This is a genomic window from Propionivibrio sp. (genome assembly GCF_047602565.1).
Taxonomy (GTDB): Bacteria; Pseudomonadota; Gammaproteobacteria; order Burkholderiales; family Rhodocyclaceae; genus Propionivibrio.
Genome location: NZ_JASGGX010000001.1, coordinates 82,464 through 108,973 on the forward strand (window position 1 = coordinate 82,464; position 26,510 = coordinate 108,973).

At 72.0% G+C, this 26,510-nt stretch carries 21 protein-coding genes; 14 read left to right on the top strand and 7 right to left on the bottom strand.

The window, feature by feature from the left end:
- The first annotated feature begins 327 nt into the window (after nucleotides 1-327).
- The 5 genes from QM701_RS00445 to QM701_RS00465 all read left to right on the top strand — a co-directional run bounded on the left by QM701_RS00445 (nucleotide 328) and on the right by QM701_RS00465 (nucleotide 5,495).
- Nucleotides 328-1,137, top strand: a complete 810-nt coding sequence (locus QM701_RS00445; RefSeq protein WP_415165144.1) for a hypothetical protein — start codon at nucleotides 328-330, stop codon at nucleotides 1,135-1,137.
- Nucleotides 1,138-1,200: 63 nt separating this feature from the next.
- Nucleotides 1,201-2,064: a Ku protein gene (locus QM701_RS00450; RefSeq protein WP_415165145.1), complete on the top strand. Its 864-nt coding sequence runs from the start codon at nucleotides 1,201-1,203 to the stop codon at nucleotides 2,062-2,064.
- Between the two features lie 21 nt (nucleotides 2,065-2,085).
- The gene (gene ligD, locus QM701_RS00455) at nucleotides 2,086-4,710 is read left to right on the top strand and encodes a DNA ligase D (protein WP_415165146.1); all 2,625 of its coding nucleotides are present in this window, start codon (nucleotides 2,086-2,088) and stop codon (nucleotides 4,708-4,710) included.
- Between the two features lie 108 nt (nucleotides 4,711-4,818).
- The gene (locus QM701_RS00460; protein ID WP_415165147.1) at nucleotides 4,819-5,058 is read left to right on the top strand and encodes a ribbon-helix-helix domain-containing protein; all 240 of its coding nucleotides are present in this window, start codon (nucleotides 4,819-4,821) and stop codon (nucleotides 5,056-5,058) included.
- Nucleotides 5,058-5,495: a putative toxin-antitoxin system toxin component, PIN family gene (locus QM701_RS00465; protein ID WP_415165148.1), complete on the top strand. Its 438-nt coding sequence runs from the start codon at nucleotides 5,058-5,060 to the stop codon at nucleotides 5,493-5,495. Before QM701_RS00460 ends, QM701_RS00465 begins: the two co-directional genes overlap by 1 nt.
- Nucleotides 5,496-5,516: 21 nt before the next feature.
- On the opposite strand, the gene QM701_RS00470 is transcribed toward QM701_RS00465, so the two are convergent.
- The 4 genes from QM701_RS00470 to QM701_RS00485 are packed head-to-tail and all read right to left on the bottom strand — an operon-like array spanning nucleotide 5,517 to nucleotide 9,710.
- Entirely contained in the window at nucleotides 5,517-6,245 is a 729-nt protein-coding gene (locus QM701_RS00470) for an N-formylglutamate amidohydrolase (RefSeq protein WP_415165149.1), read from the bottom strand.
- Nucleotides 6,242-7,495: a carboxylate-amine ligase gene (locus tag QM701_RS00475; RefSeq protein ID WP_415165150.1), complete on the bottom strand. Its 1,254-nt coding sequence runs from the start codon at nucleotides 7,493-7,495 to the stop codon at nucleotides 6,242-6,244. Before QM701_RS00475 ends, QM701_RS00470 begins: the two co-directional genes overlap by 4 nt.
- Nucleotides 7,492-8,967, bottom strand: a complete 1,476-nt coding sequence (locus QM701_RS00480) for a RimK family protein (RefSeq protein WP_415165151.1) — start codon at nucleotides 8,965-8,967, stop codon at nucleotides 7,492-7,494. The genes QM701_RS00475 and QM701_RS00480 overlap by 4 nt, the downstream gene beginning before the upstream one ends.
- Complete coding sequence (locus QM701_RS00485; protein WP_415165152.1) at nucleotides 8,964-9,710, bottom strand: hypothetical protein; 747 nt, start codon at nucleotides 9,708-9,710, stop codon at nucleotides 8,964-8,966. Before QM701_RS00485 ends, QM701_RS00480 begins: the two co-directional genes overlap by 4 nt.
- Before the next feature lie 173 nt (nucleotides 9,711-9,883).
- On the opposite strand from QM701_RS00485, the gene QM701_RS00490 reads away from it, so the two are divergent.
- From QM701_RS00490 to QM701_RS00510, 5 genes are all read left to right on the top strand, one after another.
- Nucleotides 9,884-10,045 carry a DUF1328 domain-containing protein gene (locus tag QM701_RS00490; RefSeq protein WP_415165153.1) on the top strand — a complete coding sequence of 54 codons (162 nt, stop codon included), beginning with the start codon at nucleotides 9,884-9,886 and terminating at the stop codon, nucleotides 10,043-10,045.
- A gap of 18 nt (nucleotides 10,046-10,063) precedes the next feature.
- Entirely contained in the window at nucleotides 10,064-11,533 is a 1,470-nt protein-coding gene (locus QM701_RS00495) for a phospholipase D-like domain-containing protein (protein WP_415165154.1), read from the top strand.
- 170 nt (nucleotides 11,534-11,703) lie between these two features.
- Entirely contained in the window at nucleotides 11,704-12,129 is a 426-nt protein-coding gene (locus QM701_RS00500; protein WP_415165155.1) for a TraR/DksA family transcriptional regulator, read from the top strand.
- The gene (locus QM701_RS00505; protein ID WP_415165156.1) at nucleotides 12,126-13,511 is read left to right on the top strand and encodes a cytochrome ubiquinol oxidase subunit I; all 1,386 of its coding nucleotides are present in this window, start codon (nucleotides 12,126-12,128) and stop codon (nucleotides 13,509-13,511) included. The genes QM701_RS00500 and QM701_RS00505 overlap by 4 nt, the downstream gene beginning before the upstream one ends.
- Nucleotides 13,504-14,526, top strand: coding sequence for a cytochrome d ubiquinol oxidase subunit II (locus QM701_RS00510; protein ID WP_415165157.1), 1,023 nt, complete (start codon nucleotides 13,504-13,506; stop codon nucleotides 14,524-14,526). Before QM701_RS00505 ends, QM701_RS00510 begins: the two co-directional genes overlap by 8 nt.
- Here the strand turns inward: QM701_RS00510 and QM701_RS00515 are convergent.
- Genes QM701_RS00515 through QM701_RS00525 form a run of 3 tightly spaced genes read right to left on the bottom strand, consistent with a single transcriptional unit; the run spans nucleotide 14,520 to nucleotide 18,106 of the window.
- A complete protein-coding gene (locus QM701_RS00515) occupies nucleotides 14,520-15,323 on the bottom strand; it encodes an endonuclease/exonuclease/phosphatase family protein (RefSeq protein WP_415165158.1) in 804 nt (267 codons plus the stop codon). The two genes, QM701_RS00510 and QM701_RS00515, sit on opposite strands and share 7 nt — an antisense overlap.
- A complete protein-coding gene (locus QM701_RS00520; RefSeq protein WP_415165159.1) occupies nucleotides 15,310-17,508 on the bottom strand; it encodes a VTT domain-containing protein in 2,199 nt (732 codons plus the stop codon). Before QM701_RS00520 ends, QM701_RS00515 begins: the two co-directional genes overlap by 14 nt.
- A 40-nt stretch (nucleotides 17,509-17,548) precedes the next feature.
- Complete coding sequence (locus QM701_RS00525) at nucleotides 17,549-18,106, bottom strand: ferritin-like domain-containing protein (RefSeq protein WP_415165160.1); 558 nt, start codon at nucleotides 18,104-18,106, stop codon at nucleotides 17,549-17,551.
- Nucleotides 18,107-18,373: 267 nt separating this feature from the next.
- Here QM701_RS00525 and QM701_RS00530 point away from each other — a divergent pair, with 267 nt between their 5' ends.
- The 4 genes from QM701_RS00530 to QM701_RS00545 are packed head-to-tail and all read left to right on the top strand — an operon-like array spanning nucleotide 18,374 to nucleotide 26,434.
- Entirely contained in the window at nucleotides 18,374-19,504 is a 1,131-nt protein-coding gene (locus QM701_RS00530; RefSeq protein ID WP_415165161.1) for a mechanosensitive ion channel family protein, read from the top strand.
- Nucleotides 19,501-21,378, top strand: a complete 1,878-nt coding sequence (gene treZ / locus QM701_RS00535; RefSeq protein ID WP_415165162.1) for a malto-oligosyltrehalose trehalohydrolase — start codon at nucleotides 19,501-19,503, stop codon at nucleotides 21,376-21,378. The genes QM701_RS00530 and treZ overlap by 4 nt, the downstream gene beginning before the upstream one ends.
- Entirely contained in the window at nucleotides 21,375-26,141 is a 4,767-nt protein-coding gene (treY, locus tag QM701_RS00540) for a malto-oligosyltrehalose synthase (protein WP_415165163.1), read from the top strand. The genes treZ and treY overlap by 4 nt, the downstream gene beginning before the upstream one ends.
- Nucleotides 26,138-26,434, top strand: coding sequence for a hypothetical protein (locus QM701_RS00545; protein WP_415165164.1), 297 nt, complete (start codon nucleotides 26,138-26,140; stop codon nucleotides 26,432-26,434). Before treY ends, QM701_RS00545 begins: the two co-directional genes overlap by 4 nt.
- The last annotated feature ends 76 nt before the right edge of the window (nucleotides 26,435-26,510 follow it).

Consider the following 26,510-nt stretch of genomic DNA (forward strand, 5'->3'; position numbering starts at 1 on the left):
CCGTCATCGCGGCGGGAAGAAGCGGTGAGCGGGGGTCGTGGCCATTTGCATTCTCCTGATTCTGATTCGGTTGGACGGGAAGGCGTCAACGCCGACCATCCATTAGCAAGAGGCAGGCCTGCTCCAGACGGCGCGCCGGCCGGCCGAAACCGGGGAATCCGGAAATTACGGCCGCATTTATTACGGAAATTTGAAAAAATTACACGTTCGGGCGATTCCTCCGCCGTGTGACAGGGCCCGCCGGCCGTTCCCGCTGGAACGCCGTTTGCCGGTCCCGTCCAGACCCGGACGCCGGGTTGGCCTGCAATCAAACGGAAAGGAAACATCATGGAAACAGCCATCCTCGAAAAAAGACCCGTGGACACCCTCGGCGCGGAAAATCCGCCGCTGTGCAGCATCCGCTGGGCCGCCGTCATCGCCGGGCTGATCGTCGGCCTGAGCGTGCACCTGGTGCTGGCGCTGATCGGGCTGGCGGCCGGGCTGGCGGTCTTCGGCGCCGGCAGCCGTCCCGATGGTGAAAGTATTTCGATGGCGGCCGCGCTGTGGAATTCCCTGAGCCTGCTGATCGCCGCGGCGGTGGGCGGCTACGTCGCCTCTCGCTCGGCGGGGCTGCGCCGCACCGCGGACGGCGTGCTGCACGCGGTGGCGTCCTGGGGCGCGTCGATGCTGTGCTACGTGTTCCTGATCAGCGCCATCACCGGCACCACCGTCGGCAGCCTGTTCGGCTTCGCGGCGACGACGACCATGGCCGGCGCGCAGATGGGCGGCGGCGATGCCGGCGCGACCGTCACCGAACTGCTGGCGGGCATCGAGCGCGGCGACCGCGAGGCGGTGACGCAGACCATGCGCGAGCGCTTCGGCATGAGCGCGGAACAGGCCGAGCAGGCGGTCGACCGGGCCATGGCGATGTTCGGCGAGGCCCGCCCGGGCGGCGGCGCGCAGACGGCGCAACGGCTCGAAGGCGCGGCGCAGGCGGCTTCCGCGGCCAGCGCCTGGCTGAGCCTGGTGATCCTGCTGTCGCTGGCCGCCGGCGTGGGTGCGGGCGTGGTCGGCGCGCGCGGCACGCGCAAGCGCATGCTGATCGTCAGCCACCGCCGCCACGCGATCCCGCCCGGCGCCATGCCGACCTCGCCCTGACGCGGCGCCCGACGAACCCGACCGACGGGACGGGGCGGCCCCGTCCCGCCGCGTGGAGGCCGCATGGCACGGATCATCTGGAAAGGCGCGATCAGCTTCGGGCTGGTGCACATCCCCGTCTCGCTGGTCGCCGCCACGGCGCCGCAGGGCGTCGATTTCGACTGGCTCGACCGGCGCACGCTGGAGCCGGTCGGCTACAAGCGGGTGAACAAGGCGACCGGCGAGGAAATCGACAACCGGGACATCGTGCGCGGCGTGCAGTACGAGAAGGGCCGCTACGTGGTGTTGAGCGACGACGAGATCCGCGCCGCCTACCCCAAGGCCACGCAGACGGTCGACATCCAGGCCTTCGTGCGCGCCGAGCAGATTCCCTTCCTGTATCTCGACACGCCGTACTATCTCGTCCCCGATCCGCGCGGCGGCAAGGCCTACGCGCTGTTGCGGCGCGTGCTGGAGGAAAGCGGCCGGCTGGCGCTGGCCAGCGTGGTGCTGCACACGCGCCAGCGCCTGGCCGTGCTGGTGCCGTCCGGCCGCGTCCTGGTGCTCGACACCCTGCGCTGGAGCGACGAGGTGAAGGCCGCCGAGGCCGCCGGCCTGCCGGCGGAAACCGACGCCCCGGTCGGCAGGCGCGAGCTGGACATGGCACGGCACCTCGTCGAGGACATGAGCGAGGACTGGGACCCCGCCGCCTACACCGACCGCTTCGCCGCCCAGATCATGGCGCTGGTCGAGCGCAAGGCGCGCAGCGGACAGGTGGCCGAGGTCGCACCGGTCGAGGCGACGGAGGAAGGCGGCGCCGAGATCATCGACCTGGCCGAACTGCTCCGGCGCAGCCTCGGCAAGCCGCCGCCGAAGCGGCCGGCACGCGGCGAGGGCAAGCCGGCCTCGCCGCGCGCGCCGCGCCGCGCGGGCGGGAAAGCGGCCTGACCGGCAGGGAAGCGACGGGCCATGGGCGCGCAAAGGAAGCATGCCGCCGGCGCGCTGGACGAGTACGCCGGCAAGCGCGACTTCTCGGTGACCTCGGAACCCTCCGGGCAGGCGCCTGCGCGCCGGACACGGGCGGCCGGCGGCGCCGGGGCGAAGGCGGCGAAGACGCGGAAACCGGCCGTCGCGCCGGACACGGGCCGCTTCGTCGTGCAGGAACACCATGCGCGCAGCCTGCACTACGACTTCCGCCTCGAACTCGACGGCACGCTGAAAAGCTGGGCCGTGCCCAAGGGGCCGAGCCTCGATCCGGGCGTGCGGCGGCTGGCCGTGCACGTCGAGGACCATCCGCTCGCATACGCCGGCTTCGAGGGCCGCATCCCGGCCGGGCAATACGGCGCCGGCGAGGTGATCGTGTGGGACCGGGGCCGCTGGGCAAGCCTCGACCCGGACCCCTCGGCAGCCTACCGCGCCGGCAAGCTGAAGTTCCGGCTGGCCGGCGAGAAGCTTTCCGGCGCCTGGACGCTGGTGCGCACGCGCCTGCCCGGCAGCGGCGGCAAAGAGCAATGGCTGCTGATCAAGGACCGGGACGAGGCGGCGCGGCCGAACGGCGGCGACATCGCCGCGCGCGGCCATGCCGGCGAGGCCGCCGATCACCCATTCTCCCTCCCGTCTGGTGGCGCGCTCGACAGCGCGCGGCGGGCGGCGCTGCCGGCGCGGCTCGAACCGCAGCTCGCCACGCTGGTCCGGCAGGCGCCGGCCGGCGACTGGCGCTACGAGGTCAAGTTCGACGGCTACCGCCTGCTGGCCCGCCTCGACGCCGGCCGGGCGCGCCTGTACACGCGCAACGGGCTCGACTGGACCGGGCGCCTGCCGGCGCTGGCCGCCAGCCTCGCCGCGCTGCCGCTCGGCCCGGCGTGGCTGGACGGCGAGATCGTCGTGCTCGACACGCAGGGACGGCCGGATTTCCAGGCGCTGCAGAACGCCTTCGAGACGGGCGAGGGCGGCGGCATCGTCTATTTCGTCTTCGATATCCCGTATCACGACGGCTTCGACCTGCGCAGCTGCGCGCTGGAAAGCCGCCGCGCCCTGCTGCGGGAACTGCTGGTGCAGGAGGACGAGGCCGGCGGCGGGACGATCCATTATTCGCGGGACCTGGCCGTCGAGGGCGGCGACGCGCTGCGCAGCGCCTGCCAGCTCGGCCTCGAAGGCGTCATCGGCAAGCGCGCGGGCAGCCGCTACCGGGCCGGGCGCGGCGCCGACTGGATCAAGCTCAAATGCGGCCGCCGCCAGGAATTCGTGATCGGCGGCTACACACCGCCGCAGGGGCGGCGCAGTGGTTTCGGCGCGCTGCTGCTCGGCGTGCATGACGCCGGCGGCGCCTTGCGCTACGCCGGCCGTGTCGGCACCGGCTTCGGCGAGGCGAGCCTGCACAGCCTGCTGGCGGCGATGCGGCCGCTGCTGCGGCCGCGCCCGCCGTTCGCCGATCCCCCGCGCGGGCGCCTAGCGCAGGGCGTGGCGTGGGTCGAGCCGCGGCTCGTCTGCGAGGTCGACTTCGCGGGCTGGACGCGGGACGGACAGGTCCGCCAGGCCGCCTTCCGCGGCCTGCGCGCCGACAAGCCGGCGCCCGAGGTCGCGCGGGAAAGGCCCGCGCCGCCGCCCGGCCCGAACGGAGAGGGCGCGGCGAACGGCCCGCTGGCGGCGGCGAAGACGCAGGCCGGCGCGGGACGCAAGGACGCCGGGGCCGTGGTGGCGGGCGTCCGCATCAGCCATCCGGCGCGCGTGATCGACCCGCAAAGCGGCGTCACCAAGCTTGCGCTGGCCGAGTTCTACCGCGACGTCGCCGACCGGCTGCTGCCGCACCTGCGCGGCCGGCCGGCGGCCATCGTGCGCGCGCCCGACGGCGTGAGCGGCGAACAGTTCTTCCAGCGCCATCCGGGCGCCGCGCCGATTCCGGGAATCCGCGCGATCTTTCCGGACGGCGCGTCCGGCAAGGACGATCCCGGCGACGACGCGCTGATGCAGGTCGACACGCTCGCCGCCGTGATCGGCGCGGTGCAGATGGGCGGCGTCGAATTCCACGTCGGCAACGCCGACGGCACGCACCTGCAACGGCCCGACAGACTGGTCTTCGATCTCGATCCCGATCCCTGCCTGCCCTGGGCGCGGGTCGTCGAGGCCACGCAGCTGCTGCTGGCGCTGCTCGACGAGCTGCCCTTGCGCGCCTTCCTCAAGACCAGCGGCGGCAAAGGCATGCACGTGGTCGTGCCGCTGCAGCGGCGGCACGGCTGGGCGCAGGTGAAGGAATTCAGCCAGGCGGTCGCGGCCCACCTGGCGGGCCACCTGCCGCAGCGCTTCACCGCGCGCATGGGCCCGCGCAACCGGGTCGGCAAGGTGTTCGTCGACTACCTGCGCAACCAGCCGGGCGGCACCACCGTGGCGGCCTATTCGGCGCGCGCGCGTCCCGGCATGGGCGTCTCCGTGCCGATCGCCTGCGACGAGCTGGACGCAGTGGCCGGCGCGGCGGCCTGGACGGTGACCGACCTGCGCCAGCGGCTGGCGTCGCTGAAGACGGACCCGTGGGCCGGCTACGCCAACGACCAGCGCATCACTGCGGACATGCGCCGGCGGCTCGGGCTGAAGGATTGACGCATTCGGACGTGAGGTTCCGAACGTGCCAGTCCGCTGTGCCGCGCTCTTGGCGCCACACTTCTCATGGTGTATAAACACATATACACACAAACACCGGAGAAAAGGATGAACACGGTTCGCTGGAACATCGCCGTATCGCCCGATACGGATCAGTCCGTCCGCCTGTTCCTTGCCTCGAAAGGCGGCGGCCGCAAGGGTGACCTTTCGCGCTTCATCGAGGAAGCCGTACGCAGTTACATCTTCGAGCGTGCCGCCGAGGAAGCCAAGGCGGCCAACCAGAACGTGAGCGAAGCCGATCTGACCGCCATCGTGTCGGAGGCCGTGCAATGGGCGCGTGAACATTGATGCGGGTGGTCCTGGACAGCAATGTGCTGCTCAGCGCGCTGCTCTCGCCGCACGGTATTTCGGATGCGATCTACCGCGCATGGCAGCAGGATCGTTTCGATCTGGTCACGTCGATCGTCCAGGTCGACGAACTGCGCCGGGCCAGCCGCTATCCGAAGTTCAAGGACATTCTTCAGCCTCATCTGGTCGGCACGATGATCAACAACATGCGCCGTTCGCTGATGCTGGACGTGCTGCCTCCGTTGCCCGAAGGCATCGAGGCGAGCGATCCGAATGACGGGTTCCTGCTGGCGATGGCCCTGGCGGGCGAAGCCGATTACCTGGTGACCGGCGATCGCCGCGCCGGGCTGTTGCAACTGGGCAGCATCCGGCGCACGCGCATCGTGACCCCGGCCGTCTTCTGCGCCGAAACGAAATTCGGTCCCGAGAGAAATTGAATCGATCGGGCCGGCCGGGATCTACACGGCCGGCCACGCGGCTTCCTCGACGGCGGTCTTCAGGGACGCCGCGATATCCGTCCGCAGCTGCCGCCACGCCGTGCCGCCGGCGATGACGTGGCGCTGGTTGACCTCCAGTTCGATGCCCACGTAGTCCTCCGCCGCATGGCGCCGCCGCAGCCAGGTGCAGAAGCCGTCGGCCCGGCCGGCGTACGGGCAGTTGCGGCGCAGGCGCAGGCCGGGCGCGAGCCGGCGCAGGGCGGCCATCCAATGGAGGCAGAAGGTCTTCTCGGGCGGCCGCGTGGGGTCGTAGAGAAAGCCGACGTCGGCCTGGCGCACCACTTCGCCCAGCCGGGGGGTGAAGCTGTGCACGTTGACGTGGACGACGCGCAGGCCGGCGGCGAGGGCTTCGGCCACGCAGCGCTCGACGCCGCGCCGGTAGGGCAGGTAGTGGCGTTCCAGGATTTCCTCGCGCACGGCGCGGGGCGCGGCGCGCGTCCGTTCGGAATAAAGCCGGGGGTGGCCCAGCGAGCGGTTGAGGTCGATCAGCAGGCGGCTGACGGTGGCATGGAATAGCGGGGCGTCCAGCGCGGCGGCGAGCTCGCGGGCCAGGCGCAGCGCGCCGGCGTCGTAGCCCTGGTGGCTGCGCAGGCGGGGCTCCTGGCCGGCGAACAGCGGCCGGTAGGGCGCGGGAAGGCGGTTGCCGCCGTGCGGGCAGCCGACGATCAGGCGGACGGGGCGGCCGGTCACGCGGCGGCGTCTCCGGGGAACATCCGGTCGGCGTCGAGGCACGCGCACAGTTCGCGGCAGACCGCCGGCAGCCGCGCCGGATCGCCGGCGATGGCCGCGTCCAGGCGCCGCGCCAGGGTGCCGCGGCGCAGGATGAGGCGCAGCGCCGGCAGCCAGCACGGCGCCAGCAGCCCGTCGCCGGCCAACGTCTCGACGAGTTCCGCCCAGAGTTCGCCGGCGGTATGCGGCCGGCCGGGCAGGCCGAGCCGGGCGAGGTACTCGCGGTCGGCCACCACGGCGCGTTCGGCGTCGCGGATGCAGGCGGCGAAGATGGCGACCAGCACCGCTGTCGGCAGGGCATCGTCCCCGGCGCGCTCGTAGAGCCGCTGCGCCAGGGCGGTCGCGGCCGCGGCGATCGACAGGTCGGCGGTCGGGCATTCCTGCACGTCCAGCACGCGGATTTCGATCGCGCTGCGGGCGAAGCGCGGCGCCGCCGCCCGGACGTCGATCCATTCGTGCGACAGGCTGCCGGCGTCCTCGCCGAGCAGGGCGTCGTAGCGGGCGACGTCGCGCAGCATCGGCTCCAGCACGCGCGCCCGGTAGTCCGCGGGCGACGCCGATGGGTCGGGAATGCAGTCGCCGATGGTCGACGGAATGATCTTCTGGTGATGGCGGTAGATTTCCAGCCGGTAGTCCATGAAGCCGCTGAACCGCCCGTCGGCCCACGGCGAGCTGGCGGACAGCGCGGGCAGGATCGGCAGCGCCAGCCGGATGGCGGCGTGCAGCCGGGCGAATTCGCGGTCGTCGCCGAACGGCAGGTTGAGGTGCATGCTCTGCAGGTTGGCCCAGCCGTGCTGGCGGCAGTCGAAGATGCGGTCGAAGCTGCGGTAGATCGCCGCGTGCTCGTGCGTCCATAGCTGCGCCTCGCGGCGCGGGTCCATCCAGGGATGCATGCCGCCGGGCATCAGCCGCGCGCCGAGCGGCGCCAGCCGGGCGTTCATCTCGCGTATCTCCGCGCGGAAGGCGGCGGGCAGCTCGGTCAGCGCCGCTACCGGCTCGGCGTTCTTCAGTTCCACCACGTGGCTCATCAGCTCGTTCGACCAGCCGACGCCGTCCCGGCGCAGCTCGCCGACGACCCGTCCGTCCCGCTGCAGCAGGAACGGGGCCAGCGGGCGGACCGCGAAGCTGGCGCCGTCCACGATCATGTATTCGAGTTCGACGCCGTGCGCGGAAAACGCCGGCCGGGCGGCCGCACCGTGGCCGGAACTCATGCGGCCGCCCCGCCCAGGCCGGCGCGCTTCAGGCGGCGCAGGAAGACGGCCATCACCTCGCGGTAGAGCGCGTCCTTGAGGATGCCGTCCTCGTTGCCGGCGTCCACGTTGGGGTTGTCGTTGATCTCGATGACGCAGTAGCGCGTGTTGGTCTCCTTGATGTCCACGCCGTAGAAGCCGTCGCCGATCAGGTCGGCGGCCGCCAGGGCGATGCGCAGCACTTCCTCGGGCGCCTCGCCCACGGCCAGCGGCACCGTCCTGCCTTCGCTGCGGCCGCCGCTGCCGTTGTGGTTGATGATCTGCCAGTGATCCTCGGCCATGTAGTACTGGCAGACGAACATCACCCGGCGGTCGAGGATGCCGACGCGCCAGTCGAAAGGCGTCGGCAGCCATTCCTGCGCGACCACCAGCTCCGATTTTTCGAGCAGGCCGTTGACCATCGTGCGCAGCTCGTTTTCGTTCTCCACCTTGTCCACGCCGATGGAAAAGGAGCTGTCCGGCTGCTTGAGCACGCAGGGCAGGGCCAGCCGCGGGGCGATGTGGTCGATGTTGCCGCGGTGGATCAGCAGCGTGCGCGGGATCGGCAGGTTGTGATGCGCCAGCAGTTCCGCCAGATAGACCTTGTTGTTGCACTTCAGGATCGAATCCGGATCGTCGATCACCACCAGACCTTCGCGCTGGGCGCGGCGGGCGAAGCGGTAGGTGTAGTGGTGCAGGAAGGTGGTGTCGCGGATGAACAGCGCGTCGAAGCCGGCCAGGCGGTCGAAGTCGGCGGCGGTGATGAATTCGGGCCGCATGCCCAGCTCGCCCGCCGCCGCCGCGAACTTGCGCAGGGCCTCGGCGTTGGAGGGCGCGTGCTCGGCGTGCGGATCGTGCAGGATGGCCAGTTCGAAGGCGCGCTGTCCGTTGCCGTTGGCCGCGCGGTTGCGTCCCGCGAGATGGCTGGTGCCGGCCTCCAGCGCGAAGCGCCGGTGCGCTTCGGGCAGGTCGCGCAGGCCGAGCAGGCGGATGCCGCGCGTGATCCAGCCCGCCTCGCCGCGCTCGAACGAGGCGCGGAACAGCGGCGCCTGCAGGAAGGCGAACAGCTGCCCGGCCACCACGTCGTAGCCCGAAGCGGGGGTTTTGCCGAAATACACGTCCAGCTCGAAACGCTCGGCGGCGAGCGGCGCCAGGCTCTGCTCGACCAGCTTGGCCAGCGGCGGGGTCAGTATCCGGACCAGATGCGGCGACTGCAGGTCCTCGATGGTGCCGGGCCGGGGGCAGGGCTGCTGGCCGCGCGCGTCGGCCAGCAGCGAGACGTAATAGCCGAGGCTCTGGTAGTGGCTGGGGCCGCACAGGTTGAAGACGCGGGCCGTGCGGTCCTCGCCGTAGGCGGGGTCGGCCAGGTAGCTCAGCGCGCTGACGACGGTAAGCCCGGTATCGTCGGGCAGCGGCCAGTCGTCGGGGTCGTCGACCACGATCAGCACGCTCACGGCGCGTCCTCCGGGGACGGCCGCGGCGCGCCTGTCCGGCGCGGGGCGACGATCAGCAGGTTGGCGTCGTGCGTGACGATGCCGAGCAGCACGGAGTTGAACACCCGGTCCATGCGAATCCAGTAGTTGCGCTCCGGGGCTGCGGGGTCGGGGCCGTACGGATCGGCGACCAGCAGCGTGCGTTCGCGCCGGTTGTAGCCGCTGATGACGACGAAATGCCCGGACGGCGTGCCGCGCACGTCGTCGGGCACGTCGAGCGTGCCGAATTCGCGCCGGGCGCGGTAGAGGAAGGTCGAGCTCAGGCCGGTGATGATCGGCAGCTTCCGGCGCAGGATGCCGCGCACCAGCGGCGGCGACAGGTCGGTGAAGCGCAGGTTGCCGCCCAGGCGCAGGAATTCCAGGTAGCCGTCCGTGGCATAGACGAGCCGCAGGTCGCGCTTCAGCCGGCGCTGCGCCTGCAGCTTCTGCGCGATGTCCACCCGCTGGCGAAACCAGGAGGGATCGAAGACGGTCATGTTGAAGGTGTAGATGGTCGCCGCGTAGCCCTGCATGAGCGCGTCGCAGGCGAGGAACACGGCGAAGGTGCCGCCGTGCCGCAGCGACCGCGTCCGCGCCACCACCTCCGGCAGCGTGGCGCCGCTGCCCAGGTACCGGTACACGGCGTGCAGGCAGGTCGGCCCGCACGTCGTTTCGGTGGGCTGCGCCTGGATCGACAAGGGCAGTTGCAGCAAGCTTGGAAGCATGAGGCGGTCTGTCTCGGGGTACCGTGCCGGTACGGCCGTCCGTCGCGGCCGCGGCGGTTCCCCGGCAGCTTTCATGCCCGCGCCGGGCACGCGGAGCGCCGGCCATGACGCGCGAAACTCGCCTTGGCACGCGGCTTGCCAGACGGCAGGACCTCAAACCGCAGGAGAATGCCATGCTCCGATACGCCGTCATCTTCTTCATCATCGCCCTGGTCGCGGCCCTGTTCGGCTTCGGCGGCATCGCCGCCAGCGCGGCGGGCATCGCCCAGATCCTGTTCTACATCTTCATCGTCGTCGCCCTCATCTCCCTGGTGCTCAGCCTGATCCGGCGCTGAGCGCCGGTGGGGCGACGGATGCCGGACGCCGATGGCTCATCGCCGCTCCGCCGGGCCGGCGCGGCGCTCGCCCGCCACGGCCGGCGGAGCTGTGCCGGCCTGGCCGCGCTGGCGCTCGCCGCCTGCGCCGCGCTGCTGCCGGACGCCGCCTTTCCGCCCGAACGGACGCCGCGCGCGGCCGCCGTCAGCGTGCGCGACGAACGCGGGGCGCTCGACCCGGCGCGCGCCGAGGCCGCGCTGCAGCGGCTGGACGGGGAGGCGGACGGCGTGCTCGCGCTGCACCTGCGGCACGTCGAGCACGAGCTCGCCGAGCCGCTCACGCTCGGCAACGAGGCGCGCCTGCTGGTCGACGGGCCGGAGACGCAGGAGACGATGCTGCAGGCGATACGCGGCGCCCGCCGCGGCATCGACCTGGAGTCCTACATCCTCGAAGCCGAGGGCGTCGGCGAACGGCTGGCCGCGCTGCTCGTCGAGAAACGGCGCGCCGGCCTGCGTGTGCGCGTGCTGTACGACAGCGTCGGCTCGCTGGCGACGCCGGCCGAATACTTCGAGCGCCTGCGCCAGGCCGGCATCGACGTGTGCGAGTTCAACCCGGTCAATCCGCTGCGCCTGCAGCAGAACGAGCGCCTGAGCATCAACAACCGCGACCATCGCAAGCTGCTGATCGTGGACGGCCGGGTGGCCTTCACCGGCGGCATCAACATCAGCCGGGTCTACAGCAGCTCCTCGTTCGGACCACGCCGGGGCGCCGGCCGCGCCGCGCCGCGCGCCGCCGCCGGCGATGCGCCCGGACCGCAGCCCGCCTGGCGCGACACCCACGTGCAGGTGCGCGGCCCGGTGGCCGTCCAGTTCCTCGACCTGTTCGAGGGCAACTGGCGCGGCCAGAACTGTCCGGAGACCGCCGCGCCGCCGCCCCGGCCGCCGCCCGAACGTGCCGGCGCGATGGCCGGGCGGCTGGTGGCCGCCGATCCGGCGGCCGGGCGCAACGAGCTGTACGTGGCGCTGCTCTCGGCCATCGAGCACGCCCGCCAGCGCGTGTGGTTGACCTACGGCTATTTCGTGCCGGACGAGCGGGTGCTGCAGACCCTGCGCGATGCGGCCCGGCGCGGCGTCGACGTGCGCCTGATGCTGCCGGGCTTCAGCGACTTCTGGGCGCCGTTCCACGCCGGCCGCTCGCACTACGGCGAACTGCTCGGGGCCGGCGTGCGCCTGTTCGAGCGGCGCGACGCGCTGCTGCACGCCAAGACCGCGGTGATCGACGGCGTCTGGTCGGCCGTGGGCTCGACCAACCTCGACTGGCGCAGCTTCGTGCACAACTACGAGGCCGATCTGCTGATCCTCGACCGCCGCTTCGCCGAGGACATGGAGCGGCTGTTCCGGCTGGACGAGGGCGCGGCGCATCCCGTGCTCATCGAGGAATGGCGCCGGCGCGGCCTGAAGGAGCGCCTGCTCGAATGGATCGCGCGCGGCTGGGCCTATCTGCTGTGAAGGGGCACGCCGGTTGCCGGCTGCGGAATACGCGGTGCCGGCGGTCGGCCGGCCCACGTTCCTGCCGTGGCGCGGGCCATGCAATATTTTCAGCGTCCTGCAAGATTTACGGCAAGAACGGAGCGGCCGCCGGCGGCCTTCTTTCCGCGATCTTTTCAGGATGAAACGGCATGGACGAACTTACCGAAGAGCAGGTTGCCGCCCTGGTCCGGCGGCTTGAGGAGCGGGTGGCCTCGCTGCAGACATCGATCCGCGATCATCTCGCCCAGCTGCGCGACGTCAGCGCGCCGGGCCACGATTCGACGCCGCCCGGCGACATCGTCGACCAGGCGGACGCCGGCCTCCAGCGCGACGAGCAGAACGACGCGATGAGCCGGGAGACGATCGAGATGCAGGAGATCGCGCTGGCCTTCGACCGCCTGTCCACCGGCCAGGCCAACGTGTGCATCGACTGCGGCGAGCCGATCGGCTTCCAACGCCTGCTGGCGCAGCCCACCGCGACGCGGTGCGTGGCCTGCCAGGACGACAGCGAACGCGGCGAATTCCTCAAGGCGCGGGGAAACCGGAACCAGAACGGCATCGGGACGGCGCGATGAGCGGCGTGTTCGGGGATGCGCTGATGGCCTCGCGCATCCAGTTCGCCGCCAACATCACCTTCCACATCCTGTTCCCCGCGCTCAGCATCGGCCTGTCGTGGCTGCTGGTGTACTTCCGCGTGCGCTTCGCCCGCTCCGGCGAAGCGGCGTGGATGGACGCCTACCGCTTCTGGGTCAAGGTCTTCGCGCTGACCTTCGCCATCGGCGTGGTCACCGGCGTGACCATGAGCTTCCAGTTCGGCACCAACTGGCCCGGCTTCATGTCAACGGTGGGCAACATCGCCGGCCCGCTGCTCGCCTACGAAGTGCTGACCGCCTTCTTCCTGGAGGCCACCTTCCTCGGCATCATGCTGTTCGGCATGCGCCGCGTCGGCCAGGGCGTGCATCTCCTGGCCACGGTGCTGGTCGCCGTCGGCACCACGCTCTCGGCGTTCTGGATTCTGGCGCTCAGCTCGTGGATGCACACGCCGGCCGGCTTCGAGATGATCGACGGCATGGCCTACCCGGTGGACTGGCTGGCGGTGATCTTCACCCCGTCCTTTCCCTACCGGCTGAGCCACATGCTGCTGGCCTGCATGCTGGCCACCGCCTTTCTCGTCGCCGGCATCTCGGCGTGGCGCTGGCGGCGCGGCGACCGCGCGGGCGACGTGCAGGCGGCGCTCGGCACCGCCGTGCGCGTGGCGGCGTTGCTGATTCCGCTGCAGATCCTGATCGGCGACCTGCACGGGCTCAACACGCTCGAACACCAGCCGGCCAAGGTGGCGGCCATGGAAGGCCTGTGGGAGACCAGGCGCGGCGCGCCGGCGGTGCTGCTGGCGCTGCCCGACGAGGCGACGCGCAGCAACCGCTACGAAATTTCGATTCCCGGCCTGGCCTCGTTCTACCTCGGCCATTCGTTCGACGCGGAGATCCGCGGCCTCAACGACTTCCGCGGCGAGCATCCGCCGGTGGCGCCGGTCTTCTGGGCCTTCCGCGTGATGGTCGGCATCGGCGTGCTGATGCTGGCCGTGTCGTGGACCGCGCAATGGCAGCTGAGCCGCCGCGGCATGCTCGCGCCGTGGCTCCTGCGCGCGCTGGCGCTGATGACCTTTTCCGGCTGGGTCGCGCTGGTCGCCGGCTGGTACGTCACCGAGATCGGCCGCCAGCCCTGGCTGGTGCACGGCGTGCTGAAGACGGCCGACGCCGTCACCAAGGTGCCGCCGGAGCGGGTGGGGCTGACCCTGGCCATGTACCTCGTGCTCTACGCCGTGCTGTTGGCGGCCTTCGTGTTGACGCTGTACCACATGGCGCGCAAGGCCGGCGAGAGCGCCGAGGGCAAGACGATGAACCCCGTCGCCGACCCGTTCCGCGCCGGCGGCGGCCAGGGAGCCGGACATGCCTGACCTGAGCCAACCCGCCGGCTGGATGCCGCTGGCGTTCATGATCGTCATGGGCCTAGCGATGCTGGTGTACGTGGTGCTCGACGGCTACGACCTCGGCGTCGGCATCCTGCTCGGCCTGGCCGAGGAAGAGGACAAGGACGCCATGATCGCCGCCATCGGGCCGTTCTGGGACGCCAACGAAACCTGGCTGGTGCTCGGCATCGGCGTGCTGCTGACGGCGTTCCCGCTGGCCCACGGCCTGGTCATGGAGGCGCTCTACTTGCCGGTGGCGGCGATGCTGCTCGGGCTGATCCTGCGCGGCGTGGCCTTCGATTTCCGCTTCAAGGCCCAGGAGCGCCACAAGCCGCGCTGGAACCTCTGTTTCTTCGCCGGCTCGCTGCTCGCGGCGCTGGCGCAGGGCTACATGCTCGGGCTGCTGGTCGCCGGCTTCGAGCGCTCGCCGGGCAACGTGGCGTTCGCCGCCTGCATCGGGCTCGGGCTGGCCGCCGGCTATTGCCTGCTCGGCGCCGGCTGGCTGCTGATCAAGACCGAGGGCGCCCTGCAGCGGCGCGCCGTGGCCTGGGCGCGCCGCGCGCTGTGGCTGACCGAGCTGGGGGTGATCGGCGTGACCGTGGCCACGCCGCTGATGAACGCCGAGGTCTTCCTCAAATGGTTCGCCGTTCCCAACTTCTTCCTGCTGGCGCCGATCCCGGTGTTCACGCTGGGCTTCTTCATCCTGGCCGGCGTCGCGCTGAAGCGGCTGCCGGCCGAGCTGGAATCGGCGCGGCAGCCGTGGGCGAAGGTGCCGTTCGCCGCGACCGTGGCCATCTTCATCCTGGCCTTCCACGGGCTGGCTTACAGCCTGTTTCCCTGGATCGTGCCGCAGCGCATGGATATCTGGCAGGCCGCGGCGGCGCCGGCGTCGCTCGCCTTCATCCTGGTCGGGGTGGTCGTCGTGCTGCCGCTGATCGTCGGCTACACCGCCTTTTCCTACTGGGTCTTCCGGGGCAAGTCGCGCGATCTCGAATATCACTGACGCGCGGCCGCCGGCAGCGGCCCGACGTCGGGCCCGGGCCGCGCCGGGCCGGGCACGATGATCGCCTTGACCGGCAGATGGTCCGAGGCCTGCCGCGCGGCCGGCGTGCGGTGCGCGGCGAAGGCCAGCAGGGTGTGGCGCGGCCGCACCCACACCCGGTCCAGCGCGAACAGCGGCAGCCAGGCCGGGAAGGTGCGCTGCGCCGGCGCGTAGCCGAGCACGCCGTGCAGCCAGCGCAGCGGCCGGCCCAGGGGCAGCCATTCGTTGATGTCGCCGAGCACCACCACCGGCAGGTCGATCGGCAGGTCGTGCAGCAGGCGCAGCATGCGCTCGACCTGGAAGCGCCGCTCGCGTGGACGCAGGCCGAGGTGGGTGACGATCACCCGCACCGGCGTGCCGGCGACGTCGACGTCCACTTCCAGCGCGCCGCGCGGCTCGCAGGTGAGATAGCTGAAGTCGTGGCGCCGCACCGCCAGCACCGGCCGGCGGGTCAGCAGCGCGTTGCCGAAGGCGCCGTCGGCATGCACGACGGTATGGCCGGCCACCGCCCGCATGCCGGTCTCCTCGGCCAGCACGTCCAGCTGCACGGCCTCGTCGGTGTGGGCGAAGAGCTTGCCGACCTCCTGCAGGCCGACCACCTCGCAGCCGAGTTCGTCGATCACCCGGGCGATCCGCCGGATGTCGGTGGCGCCGTCGCGGCCGACGCCGCCGTGGATGTTGTACGAGGCGATGCGCAGGTAGTCCGGCCCGAGGGCCTGATGCAGGTTGCGCCAGTTGGCGAGGCTAGTGACCTTCATGCGCGCGGGCCGCCGGGGAGGCCATTTCCCGGTGCTGGTTGACCAGCCAGCGGCGCACCAGCAGGGTCAGGGCCGTCAGCGCCAGCACGGCCGCCGCCAGCAGGCCGAAATTGATGCGCGAGGGATCGCTGAGGACGTGCTTGAACTGGTCGCCGAAGATCGTCGTGGCCAGCGTGCCGGGCAGCATCCCGAACAGGGTGCCGAGCATGAAAGGCAGCAGCGGCACGCCGATCGCCGCGGCGACCAGCCCCTCGACGGCGAAGGGTGCCAGCGGCACCAGGCGCAGCGCGGTCACCGTGGCCAGGCTGCGCCGGCGCAGCACGTCGGCCAGGTGCATCAGGCGCGCGCCGCCGAGCCGGTGGATGCTGTCGCGCGGCAGGGCGAAGCCGGCGAGGTAGGTGCACAGCGCCGAGATCAGGATTCCCGCCAGAGAATAGACGAAGCCGAGGTAGGGCCCGAAGGCGACCACCGCGGCCAGGGTGATGAGCGGCCGCGGGAACATCAGCACGCAGGCGGGCGTGTAGGCCGCCAGGACGACCAGCGGCGCCCACGGCCGGTCGGCGAATTCCCGCGCGTAGGCGGCCACGCGGTCGGCGTCGATCCAGCCGGCCAGCGGTGTCAGGCGCCACATCGCGGCGAAGGCGCCGATGAGCACGGCGAACAGCGCGAGGCGCACCAGGAAGGCACGCCGGCCGGAGCCGTTGCCGTTGGCGGACCCGGCCGGCGGCGCCGCGCGGTCCGCGATCAGCTGTTCCGGGCTCAGCTCGTCGAGAATCGCGTCGAGCGAGACCGGCTGGCCCGGATCGCCGACGCCGGCCAGTTCGATGGTGGTCTCGGACCATTCGGGCATGTGGTCGAGCGGGCGCAGCGTGCGCTCGCGCCCGGCCAGCGATTCGATCGCGGCGCGCAGCGAGCCGTGCGCTTGGCAGGCGGCCTCGACCGCCTCGGGCTCGGCGTCCAGGTGCTCGGCCAGCAGGCGGTTGCGGAAGTCGCGCACCACGCCGCGGATGCGCGGGTCGCCGCGCGCCTCGATCGCCGCGTCGCATTCGGTGTCCATGCCCATCGAGCGGTTGGAGAGGTTCGACGAGCCGATGCGCAGGATTTCGTCGTCGACGATCATCAGCTTGGAGTGCAGATCGATGCACGATCGCTCCTCCAGCCCGTCAACGTGCGGGTAGTAGATGCTCAGGCGGCCGTGCGCGTCGGCCTCGCGCAGGCGCCGGACGAGGCGCGTGCGCAGGATGTGCATGGTGTGTTCTTCCAGCCAGCCGTGGCTGAACAGGCGCACCACCACCACGATCTCCGGGCCGTCGGCCTCGGCCAGCCGGGCGGCGAGGGCCTCGCCGACGCGGTAGGCGGTGAAGTACTGGTTCTCGATGTAGATGCGCTCGCGGGCGGCGGCGATCATGTCGAGGTACAGCGCCTGCACCTCGTCGACGCCGGGCTGTCCCGGCAGCTCGGGGACGGTGCGCGCCAGCGCCACGTCCACCTCCTCCAGATCGACCGGCATCTCCTTCGGCCAGGCCGCGCCCTGCTCGGGCGGCGGGCGCAGGCGGCGGCCGGTGGCATGCCGCCAGCGCTGCCGCACCAGCTGCCCCAGCGCGCGGGCGGCGTCGCCGTTGACGGCCATCATCAGGTCGTGGAACGGCGGGTAGGGCGTGTCCTGGCAGGTGCGGCGCGCTTCCCGCGCGGCATGCGAGCAGGTGTCCCAGCGCCTCACGGTCAGGTCGAAGCCGCCGATGAAGGCCAGCGCGTCGTCGATCACCACGATCTTCTGGTGATGCGACGCGGCCAGCGGCTGCGTGTCGTCGTAGACCAGGCGCACCCGGCGGTGCGGATGCCAGCCGCGCAGCGTGTAGGAACGGTATTCGCGGTCGGCGCGGAAGACCAGCGGCGAATCCCAGTCCAGCACGTGGATGCGCAGCCCGCGCCGGCGCCGCGCCAGCCAGTTGAGGAATTCGCCCAGGCGCTCGGGCACGTCCCCGCCGTCGAAACAGAGGCGGGTCTGGCTGTTGAATTCCCACGACAGGATGACGATCGACCGGACCGCCTGCTGGGCCGCCAGCATGAAGCTGCGGAAATAGTCCTCGCCGTTGACCAGCAGGGCGACGCGCCGCGCGCGCGCCACCACCTGGCAGTTGCGCCCCGGCACGAAAAGTCCGGACGGCTTTTCGCCGCCGCTCATCGGCGCGGTTCCGTCGGCATGGTCGGCTCCCGGCGCACGCTCAGCCCTGCAGCGGCTGGCCCAGCTGCTGGGTGAGATCGAGCAGTTCGTTGGCATGCTGCTCCTCGACCGCCAGCACTTCCTCGAACAGGCGCCGCGTGGTCGGGTCGCTGTCGCCGATGTACTGGATCACCTCGCGGTAGCTCTCGATGGCGATGCGCTCGGCGACCAGGTCCTCGCGGATCATGCCGACCAGCGTGTCGCCTTCGACGTACTCGGCATGGCTGCGCTCCGCCAGCGTCGCGGGACAGAAGTCCGGATCGCCGCCCAGCTGGGTGATGCGCTCGGCGAAGCGGTCGCCGTGCGCCAGCTCCTCGGCGGCGTGCTCCAGGAACTCCTGGGCGACGCTGGCCGAGGCCAGGCCGCGCGCGGTGTGGTAGTGGCGCCGGTAGCGCAGGCTGCAGACGATCTCGGTGGCCAGCGCCTCGTTGAGCAGGCTCAGCACCTTGTCGCGGTCCGCCGCGTAGTCCTCGGTGACGGCGCCGTTGTCGACGTTCCGGCGCGCCCGTTCGCGCAGGGTGCGCGTGTCGGTGAATTGGGCATTGGCAGAGCGATTCATGGCTTTTCCCTTGCTGGTTGAAAAAATCATGCGGCTTTCCTGGCAATGGACATGCCGAGGCTGAGGCGGCGCACTCCCGCTCCGCGCCGCGCGCGGCGGCCGGGCGCCGCCCCGGAGACGGCCGCCGACGCAAGAATTACCGGTAATTCTTACCTTCCCGGTGCGTCTCGCGGGGCACGGGACGCGGAAACCCGGCCGCCGGCGGGCACGTCGAATGCATGACGCCCGGCATTGTCCAACGCTGCCGGAAGCAACGGAAAGGTCCGCATGGAAGAGATCGACGCCCTGATGACCGCCCATCCCTGGCTGGGCCTGTGCCTGAAAACGCTGGCCGGCGCGCTGGTCGGCTACGTCGTGCATGCCGTGGTCCATCGCATCGCGCTGCGCGCCGCCCGGCGCTATGCGCTGGCCGAGCGGATCATGCATTTCACCCGCCGGCCATTCCAGTGGCTGCTCATCCTGCTGCTGGTGCACCTCGCCCTGGCGGACGCCACGCAGCCGGCCGCCGTGCTCGGCCTGGTGCGCCAGACGCTGTCCATCCTGATCATCCTGCTGGTGACCGCCTTCGTGGTCCGGCTGATCGCCGCGCTCGCCGACTTCGTCACCATCAGCCATCCGGTCACCGTCACCGACAACCTGCGCGCGCGCAGCCTGCACACCAAGGTGCTGGTGCTCGCCCGCACGGCCATGTTCCTGGTCGGCCTGCTCGGCGTCGGCTCGGTGCTGATGACCTTCCCCAACGTCCGCCAGGTCGGCGCCAGCCTGCTCGCCTCGGCCGGCGTCGCCGGCATCCTCGCCGGCCTGGCCGCGCGGCCGGTGCTCGGCAACCTCATCGCCGGCCTGCAGATCGCCCTGACCCAGCCGATCCGCCTCGACGACGTGCTCATCGTCGAGAACGAATGGGGCCGCGTCGAGGAGATCACCGAGACCTACGTGGTCATCCGCATCTGGGACGAGCGCCGCCTGATCGTGCCGCTGGAATACTTCATCCAGAATCCGTTCCAGAACTGGACGCGCAATTCCTCGCAGCTGCTCGGCTCGGTGTTCCTGTGGGTCGACTTCCGCATGCCGCTCGAACCGCTGCGCGCCAGGCTGAAGGAGATCGTCGAGGGCGCGCCCGAATGGGACCGCCGGGTATGCGTGCTGCAGGTGACCGACACCTCCGAGCGCGCCATGCAGCTGCGCATCCTGGTCAGCGCGCCGAGTTCGTCGACCACCTGGGACCTGCGCTGCAAGGTGCGCGAACAGCTGCTCGTCCATCTGCAGGAGAATTATCCCGACATGCTGCCGCAGGTGCGGGCGACGATCGCCCCTTCCGCGCACGGGGAAGATCCGGTCGCCGCGCCGCCCGGCGGCCGCGCCGGACCGCCCGGCGACGCCGTGACGGAGGCCTCATGAAGCCGGACCAGCGTCCCGGCGAGCATCCCGCGCGCGGCCTGCGCGCCGTCCACGCCATGCCGTTCGGGCCGCGGCCGGCGCGGGCCGGAGAGCCGGCGGCGGGCTACGAGTTCCGCCTGTGGGCGCCGTCCGAGCGCGAGGCCGAGGTGGTGCTGGCCGGCGCCGGCGGGCCGAGGGCGTATCCGTGCCTCCCCGCGGCGGACGGCTGGCACCGCTGCGTGGTCGCCGACGCGCGCCCCGGCGACCTCTACAGCTTCCGCCTGGGACGCTTCACCGTCCCCGACCCGGCATCGCGCTTCAACCCGCAAGGCGTGCATGGCCCGAGCCGGATCACCGCGCCGGAGGCGTTCGCGTGGGATGCCGGCTGGCGCGGCCGCCCGTGGGAAGAGACGGTGATCTACGAACTGCACGTCGGCGCCTTCACTCCGGCCGGCCGCTACGACGCGGCCGAGGCCCGGCTCGGCGAACTGGCCGAGCTGGGCGTCACCGCCATCGAGCTGATGCCGCTGGCGGCCTTTCCGGGGCAGCGGGGCTGGGGCTACGACGGCGTGCTGCCGTACGCGCCGCATGCCGCCTACGGCACCCCGGACGAACTCAAGCACTTCATCCAGGCGGCGCACCGGCACGGCCTGATGGTCTTCCTGGACGTGGTCTACAACCACTTCGGCCCGGACGGCAACTACCTGCACGCCTACGCGCGGCCGTTCTTCAACCACCGGCGCCAGACGCCGTGGGGAGACGCCATCAACTTCGAGGGCGCGGACGGCGCCACGGTGCGCGAGTTCTTCATCCACAACGCGCTGTACTGGCTGGAGGAGTTCCGCTTCGACGGGCTGCGCCTGGACGCCGTGCACGCCATCTTCGACGCCGCGCAGCCGCCCTTCCTCGAAGAGTTGTCGCGGCGGGCGCGCGCCGCCTGCGCCGGCCGGCACGTGCATCTGGTGCTGGAGAACGACCGCAACCAGGCCAGCCTGCTCGCCGCGCCCGGCCAGCCCGGCCGCTACGAGGCGCAGTGGAACGACGATTTCCACCACGCCGCCCACGTCGTGCTGACCGGCGAGACCGACGGCTACTACGCCGATTTCGCCGCCCGGCCGGCGGCCATGCTGAGGCGCTGCCTGTCCTCCGGCTTCGCCTTCCAGGGCGAATATTCGCTCCATTCCGGCACGGCGCGCGGCGAGCGCTGCGACGGGCTGCCGAGCGGCGCGTTCGTCAATTTCCTGCAGAACCACGACCAGATCGGCAACCGCGCCCACGGGGAACGCCTGACCGTGCTGGTGCCGCCGCGCCGGCTGCGCGCCCTGGTCGCGCTGCAGCTGCTGTCGCCGGCCACGCCGCTGATCTTCATGGGCGAGGAGGCCGGCGCCCGGACGCCTTTCCACTACTTCTGCGACTTCCAGGGCGAACTGGCGGAGGCGGTGCGCGAGGGCCGGCGGCGCGAACTCGCCGGGCTCGATGCGTTCGCGGACGACGAGGACGGCCCGGACCCCTGCGCCGAGGCCGCCTTCCTGGCCAGCAAGCTCGACTGGGCGGCGCGGGAGACGCCCGAGGCGCGCGAATGGCGCGATTTCTACCGGGAGCTGCTGCTGGCGCGGCGCCGGCAGGTGGCGCCGCTGCTCGACCGCCTGCGCGGCGGCGAGGCGACCGCGCTGGGCGGCGACGGCGCCTTCGAGGTGCTCTGGGCGACCGGCGACGGCGAGGCGCTGCTGCTGCTCGCCAATCTCGACGATGCCGCCTCGCCGCCCGTGGCCCTGCCGCCGGGCCGGCCGTTCGCGGCGATCGGGGCGGACGAGGTGGCCGGGGCCGGAGCGGACCGCCTGGCTCCCTGGAGCGTGCTGGCTTACCGCCTGTCCGCCGGCGAGGCGCGCGCATGAGCGGCGACGCAATCGCCCTGGTGGTCGAGGGCGGCGACGCCGGTTCCCTGTCGCTGGCCGTGGACCTGCCGGCACCGTGGTCGGGGCGGACGCTGCGCTGGCGCCTGTGGCTGGAAAACGGCGTGCAGCGGCGCGGGCTGGCCACGGCCCGGCCCGCGTCCCCCGGCCCGGAGGATGGCGGGGCGGTGGACGGCCGCGTGCCGATGTCGCTGGCGCTCGGCGAGCCGGTGCCCCACGGCCGCCACCGGCTGTCGCTGGCGCCGCAGGCCGGCGCGGCGGGCGATGCGCTCGACATCGACCTGTACGTGTGTCCGCCGGCCTGCTTCGATGCGGAGGCAGCGAGCGGCGGCGAGCGCCTGTGGGGGCCGTCGGTGCCGGTCTACGCGCTGCGTTCGAGCCGCGACTGGGGCCTCGGCGATTTCGGCGACCTGCGGCGGCTGATCGATCTGGCGGCGGACGCCGGCGCGCATTTCGTCGCCGTCGAGCCGCTGCACGCGCTTTTCCCGCACGACCCCGAACGCGCCGATCCCGGCCTGCCGTCGAGCCGCGAGTGGCTCAACGTGCTTTACCTCGACGTCGGCAGCATGCGCGACTTCAGCGAATGCCGCGAGGCGCGCGAGCGCGTCGCCGGCGAGGAGTTCCGCGCGCGGCTGGCGGCGCTGCGCGGCAGCCGGTCGATCGACTACGCCGGCGTGGCGGCCGCCAAGTTCGAGCTGTTCGAGCTGCTCTACCGGCATTTCCGCCTCTATCACCTCGACCGGTTGACCCAGCGCGCCGGCCTGTTCCGCGATTTCCAGCGCGAAGGTGGCCGGGCGCTGCGCCTGCACGCGGTCTTCGAAGCCCTGCAGGAGCGATTCCACCGCCTCGATCCGGTGGTCCAGGGCTGGACGGCGTGGCCGGCCGTCTTCCGCGACGCGCAGGGCGCCGCCGTGCGCGCGTTCGCGGCGGAGAACGAGGCGCGGGTCGAATATTACGAATACCTCCAGTGGCAGGCCGAAGGGCAGCTGCAGGCCGTGGCGCAGCGCGCCTGCGCGCGCGGCATGCGCGTGGGCCTCTGCCGCGCGCTGGCGGCCGGCGCGCATCCCGGCGGGTCCGAGGCCTGGTTGCGGTGGGCGCTCGACGCCGGGACGCCGCCGGAGGGAGCGGCCGCCGGGGACGGGCAGGGCGGCCTGCCGCCGCCCGCGCCGCAGCGGCCGTGCGACGGCGGCTTCGAACCCTTCCTGGCGGCGCTGCGCGCCAACATGCGCCAGGCGGGCGCGCTCCGCCTCGATCAGGCGGCGGGGCTGGCACGGTTGCTGCCCGCGCCCCGGCGGACGGCGCCGCCGCTGCGCGAGCTCTTCCTGCTGCTCTGCCTGGAAAGCCGGCGCCGGCGCTGCGTGGTCATCGGCGCCGATCCCGCCGAGGTGCCGGCCGAAGTGGCGGCGGCGATGGCGCGCCACGGCGTGCTGGCCTGCCGGACGCGCCGCGCCGGCGACGAGGACACGGCGGCGTGGCCGCGCCTCGCGCTGGCGGCCGTGCCCGGCGACGCGGCGCTTGCCGCCGACGCGGCGGCCGCTGCCTGCCGCGCGGTGGCGCGCTCGCCCGCGCTGCTGGCCGTCGTTCCCCTGGCAAGCGTGGCGGGCCGGGCCGACGCCGATGCCCCGGCCGGCGAGGCCGTCGAGCCGTCCTGGCGCCGCAAGCTGGCGCCGGGGATGTCCACCGATCCGCGCTGGCACGCCGCCGCCGCGCTGCTGGCCGCCGAGCGGCCGTGCCCGGCGCTGCCGGTGCGCGGCTCCGGCGCCTTCGAATCGGAGCGGGCGGACGTGCCGCGCGCCACCTACCGGCTGCAGTTCAACCGCGACTTCGGCTTCCGGGCGGCGCAGGAAATCCTGCCGTACCTCGCCGAGCTGGGCATCAGCCACATCTACGCCGCGCCGTTCCTCAAGGCGCGGCCGGGCAGCGCGCACGGCTACGACATCGTCGACCACGGCTCGGTCAATCCGGAGATCGGCAGCATGGACGACTTCCGGCGCTATTGCGCGCGCCTCGGCGAACTGGGCCTCGGCCAGGTGCTCGACGTGGTGCCGAACCACGTCGGCGTGCTCGGCGCCGACAACGAGTGGTGGCTGGACGTGCTGGAAAACGGCCGCGCCTCGGCGCATGCCCGCCACTTCGACATCGACTGGTCGCCGCCATCCGCCGAGCTGCGCGGCAAGGTGCTGCTGCCGGTGCTCGGCGACCAGTATGGCGCGGTGCTGGAGAACGGCGAGCTGGTCCTCGGCTTCAGCCCCGAGCGCGGCGAGTTCAGCGTGCATTACCACGAACACCGCTTCCCCATCGATCCCTGCGACTACCCGTGGATACTGGTCGGCGACGAGGCCGCCGCGACCGGCGTGCCCGACGGCTTTTTCGAGGAGCCCGCCACGGCCACGCTGCTCGCCGCGCTGCGCACGCTGCCCGCGCGCGACGGCGACGGCGAGGCGGCCCATCTGGAACGCCGGCGCAACCAGCCCATTTTCAAGCAGCAGCTCGCCGCGCTTTACGCCCGGCTGCCGGCGGTGCGCGAGCACGTCGCCGCGCGGCTCGGCGCGCTCAACGGCACGCCCGGCGATCCGGCCAGCTTCGACGGCCTGGACCGGCTGCTCGAACGGCAGGCCTACCGGCTCGCCTCCTGGCGCGTCGCCGCCGACGACATCAATTACCGCCGCTTCTTCGACGTCAACGACCTGGCGGCGCTGCGCATCGAGGACGACGAGGTGTTCGCGGCGACGCACGCCCGCATCTTCGGCTGGATCGCCGAAGGCTGCGTGTCCGGCCTGCGCGTCGACCATCCCGACGGCCTGTCCGACCCCGCCGCGTACTTCCGGCGCCTGCAGGACACTTATGCGCGCCTGGGCGCCGGCGTGGAGGGGAAAACGCTCTACGTCGTGGTCGAGAAGATCGTCGGCGAGTTCGAATCGCTGCCGCAGGAATGGCCGGTGCACGGCGAAACCGGCTATCGATTTTCGGCCTTCTGCAACAGCCTGTTCGTCGATGCCGCGCAGGAATCGCGCTTCTCGCGCGTCTACCGCGCTTTTTCCGGCGAGATGCGCGATTTCAGCGAGGTCCTGCTCGAATCCCGCTACCTGATCATGGCGCATTCGCTGCCGGGCGAGGTCAGCGGCCTCGCCTCGCTGCTGCACGCCATCGCCCAGCAGGACCGCGGCACGCGCGACTTCACGCGCAGCCGGCTGCGCGGGGCGCTGCTCGAAATCGCCGCCGGCTTCCCGGTGTATCGCACCTACATCGGTCCGCGCGGCGTCTCGGCGGCGGACCGGCGCCACGTCGAGCGGGCGGTGGACGACGCGGCGCGGCGCGGGCTGGCCGGCGACGCCAGCGCGCTGCACTTCGTCCGCGACGTGATCCTCTCCGCGCCGACCGAGCCGGCGCCGCCGCTGCGCCGGCTGAAACTGGCCTTCGTCCGCCGCTTCCAGCAATTCACCGCGCCGGTGATGGCCAAGGCCATGGAGGACACGGCGTTCTACCGCTACAACCGCCTGCTTTCGCTGAACGAGGTGGGCAGCGACCCGCGCACCTTCGGCAGCGAGCCGAACGATTTCCATGCCGCCTGCGAACGCCTGTCCTGCGACCATCCCTTCGGCCTGCTCGGCTCGTTCGACGCACGACAGCAAGCGGTCGGAGGACGTGCGGGCGCGCCTCGACGTGCTGTCCGAAATGCCCGGCGCCTGGCGGCTGGCGCTGCGCCGCTGGGGCCGCCTCAACGCCCGCAGCAAGACGCGCGTCGGCGGCGTCCCGGCGCCGTCGGGCAACGACGAATACCTGCTCTACCAGACGCTGCTCGGCATCTGGCCGTTCGCACCGGCCGACGACGCGGCGATCGAGGCGCTGGCCGGGCGCGTCGAGGCCTACCTGCTGAAGGCCGCGCGCGAAGCCAAGCAGCTCACCAGCTGGATGAATCCGGACGAGGCCTACGAGGCGGCGCTGTCCGGCTTCGTGCGGGAAATCCTGGCCCCCGGCACGCGGCGGGACATCTTCCTCGGCGATTTCCTGCCGTTCCAGGCCACCATCGCGCGCTTCGGCGCGTTCAACAGCCTGAGCCAGCTGCTGCTCAAGCTGACCGCGCCGGGCGTGCCCGACGTCTACCAGGGCTGCGAGCGCTGGAGCCTCAATCTGGTCGACCCCGACAACCGGCGGCCGGTCGACTTCGCCACGGCGCGGGCGCAGCTGCACGAGCTGCGGCGCGAGTTCGCGCGCGGCCCCGACGCGGAGGGCCTGGGCCGGCTGGCGCGCGGCCTGGACGACGGGCGCCTCAAGCTCTACCTGCTCTGGCGGGCGCTGCAGGCCCGGCGCGAGCTGCCCGGCCCGTTCCGCCACGGCCGCTACATCCCGCTCGACGTGGGCGGCCCGGCGGCGCGCCACGTGGTGGCCTTCGTGCGCGGCGACGCGCGGCAGGCGGCCATCGTCGTCGCCACGCGCCTGCTGTACACCCTCACCGGCGGCGATCCGGAGCAGGCCACCGCCAGCGCGCGCTGGGCGGGCACCGTCGTCGGCGTGCCGGCGCCGTACGTCCACGCCTGGCGGGACGCCTTTTCTGGGCGGCGGGTGGCCGCCGTCATGGTGGCCGGCCACCCGCATATCGATCTGGCGGCGCTGTTCGACGCGCTGCCGCTGCCGCTGGCGCTGCTGCTGCCCGACGCCGGCGAGGAGGCCGGCTGAGCGACCCCGGCAGCCGGCATGGCGCTTGCCGGGAAAGAATCCCGATCCTTCCGACGAGCCAGCCATGAAGCCGAAAACCACGCCTCCGGCGCCGCGGATGAAGCCCAGGCGGCGCAACCTGGAAGAGAAGAAGCCGCCGCGTCCGGCCCCGGCCGAGACCCGCGTCGACGTCGAAAAGGACACGTCGCGCGACGTCATCCGCCATGCCGAGGAGGACGTCACCCACGGCCTGCAGGACACCGAGCGGCGCGGCGTGCCGTCGAACGTGCCGGGTCCCGGCTCGGTGCTCGGTTCGACGGAAGACGACGCCGCGTCCGCGCCGGCGCGCGGGTCGAACCGGAAATCCCGGCAGGGCAGGTAAGTATTTCCGTACATATTGCCGCCGCCGGCCGGAGCCGCCGCGGGCGCCGGCCGCAGCCTCATCGTTCGCCCGAGCG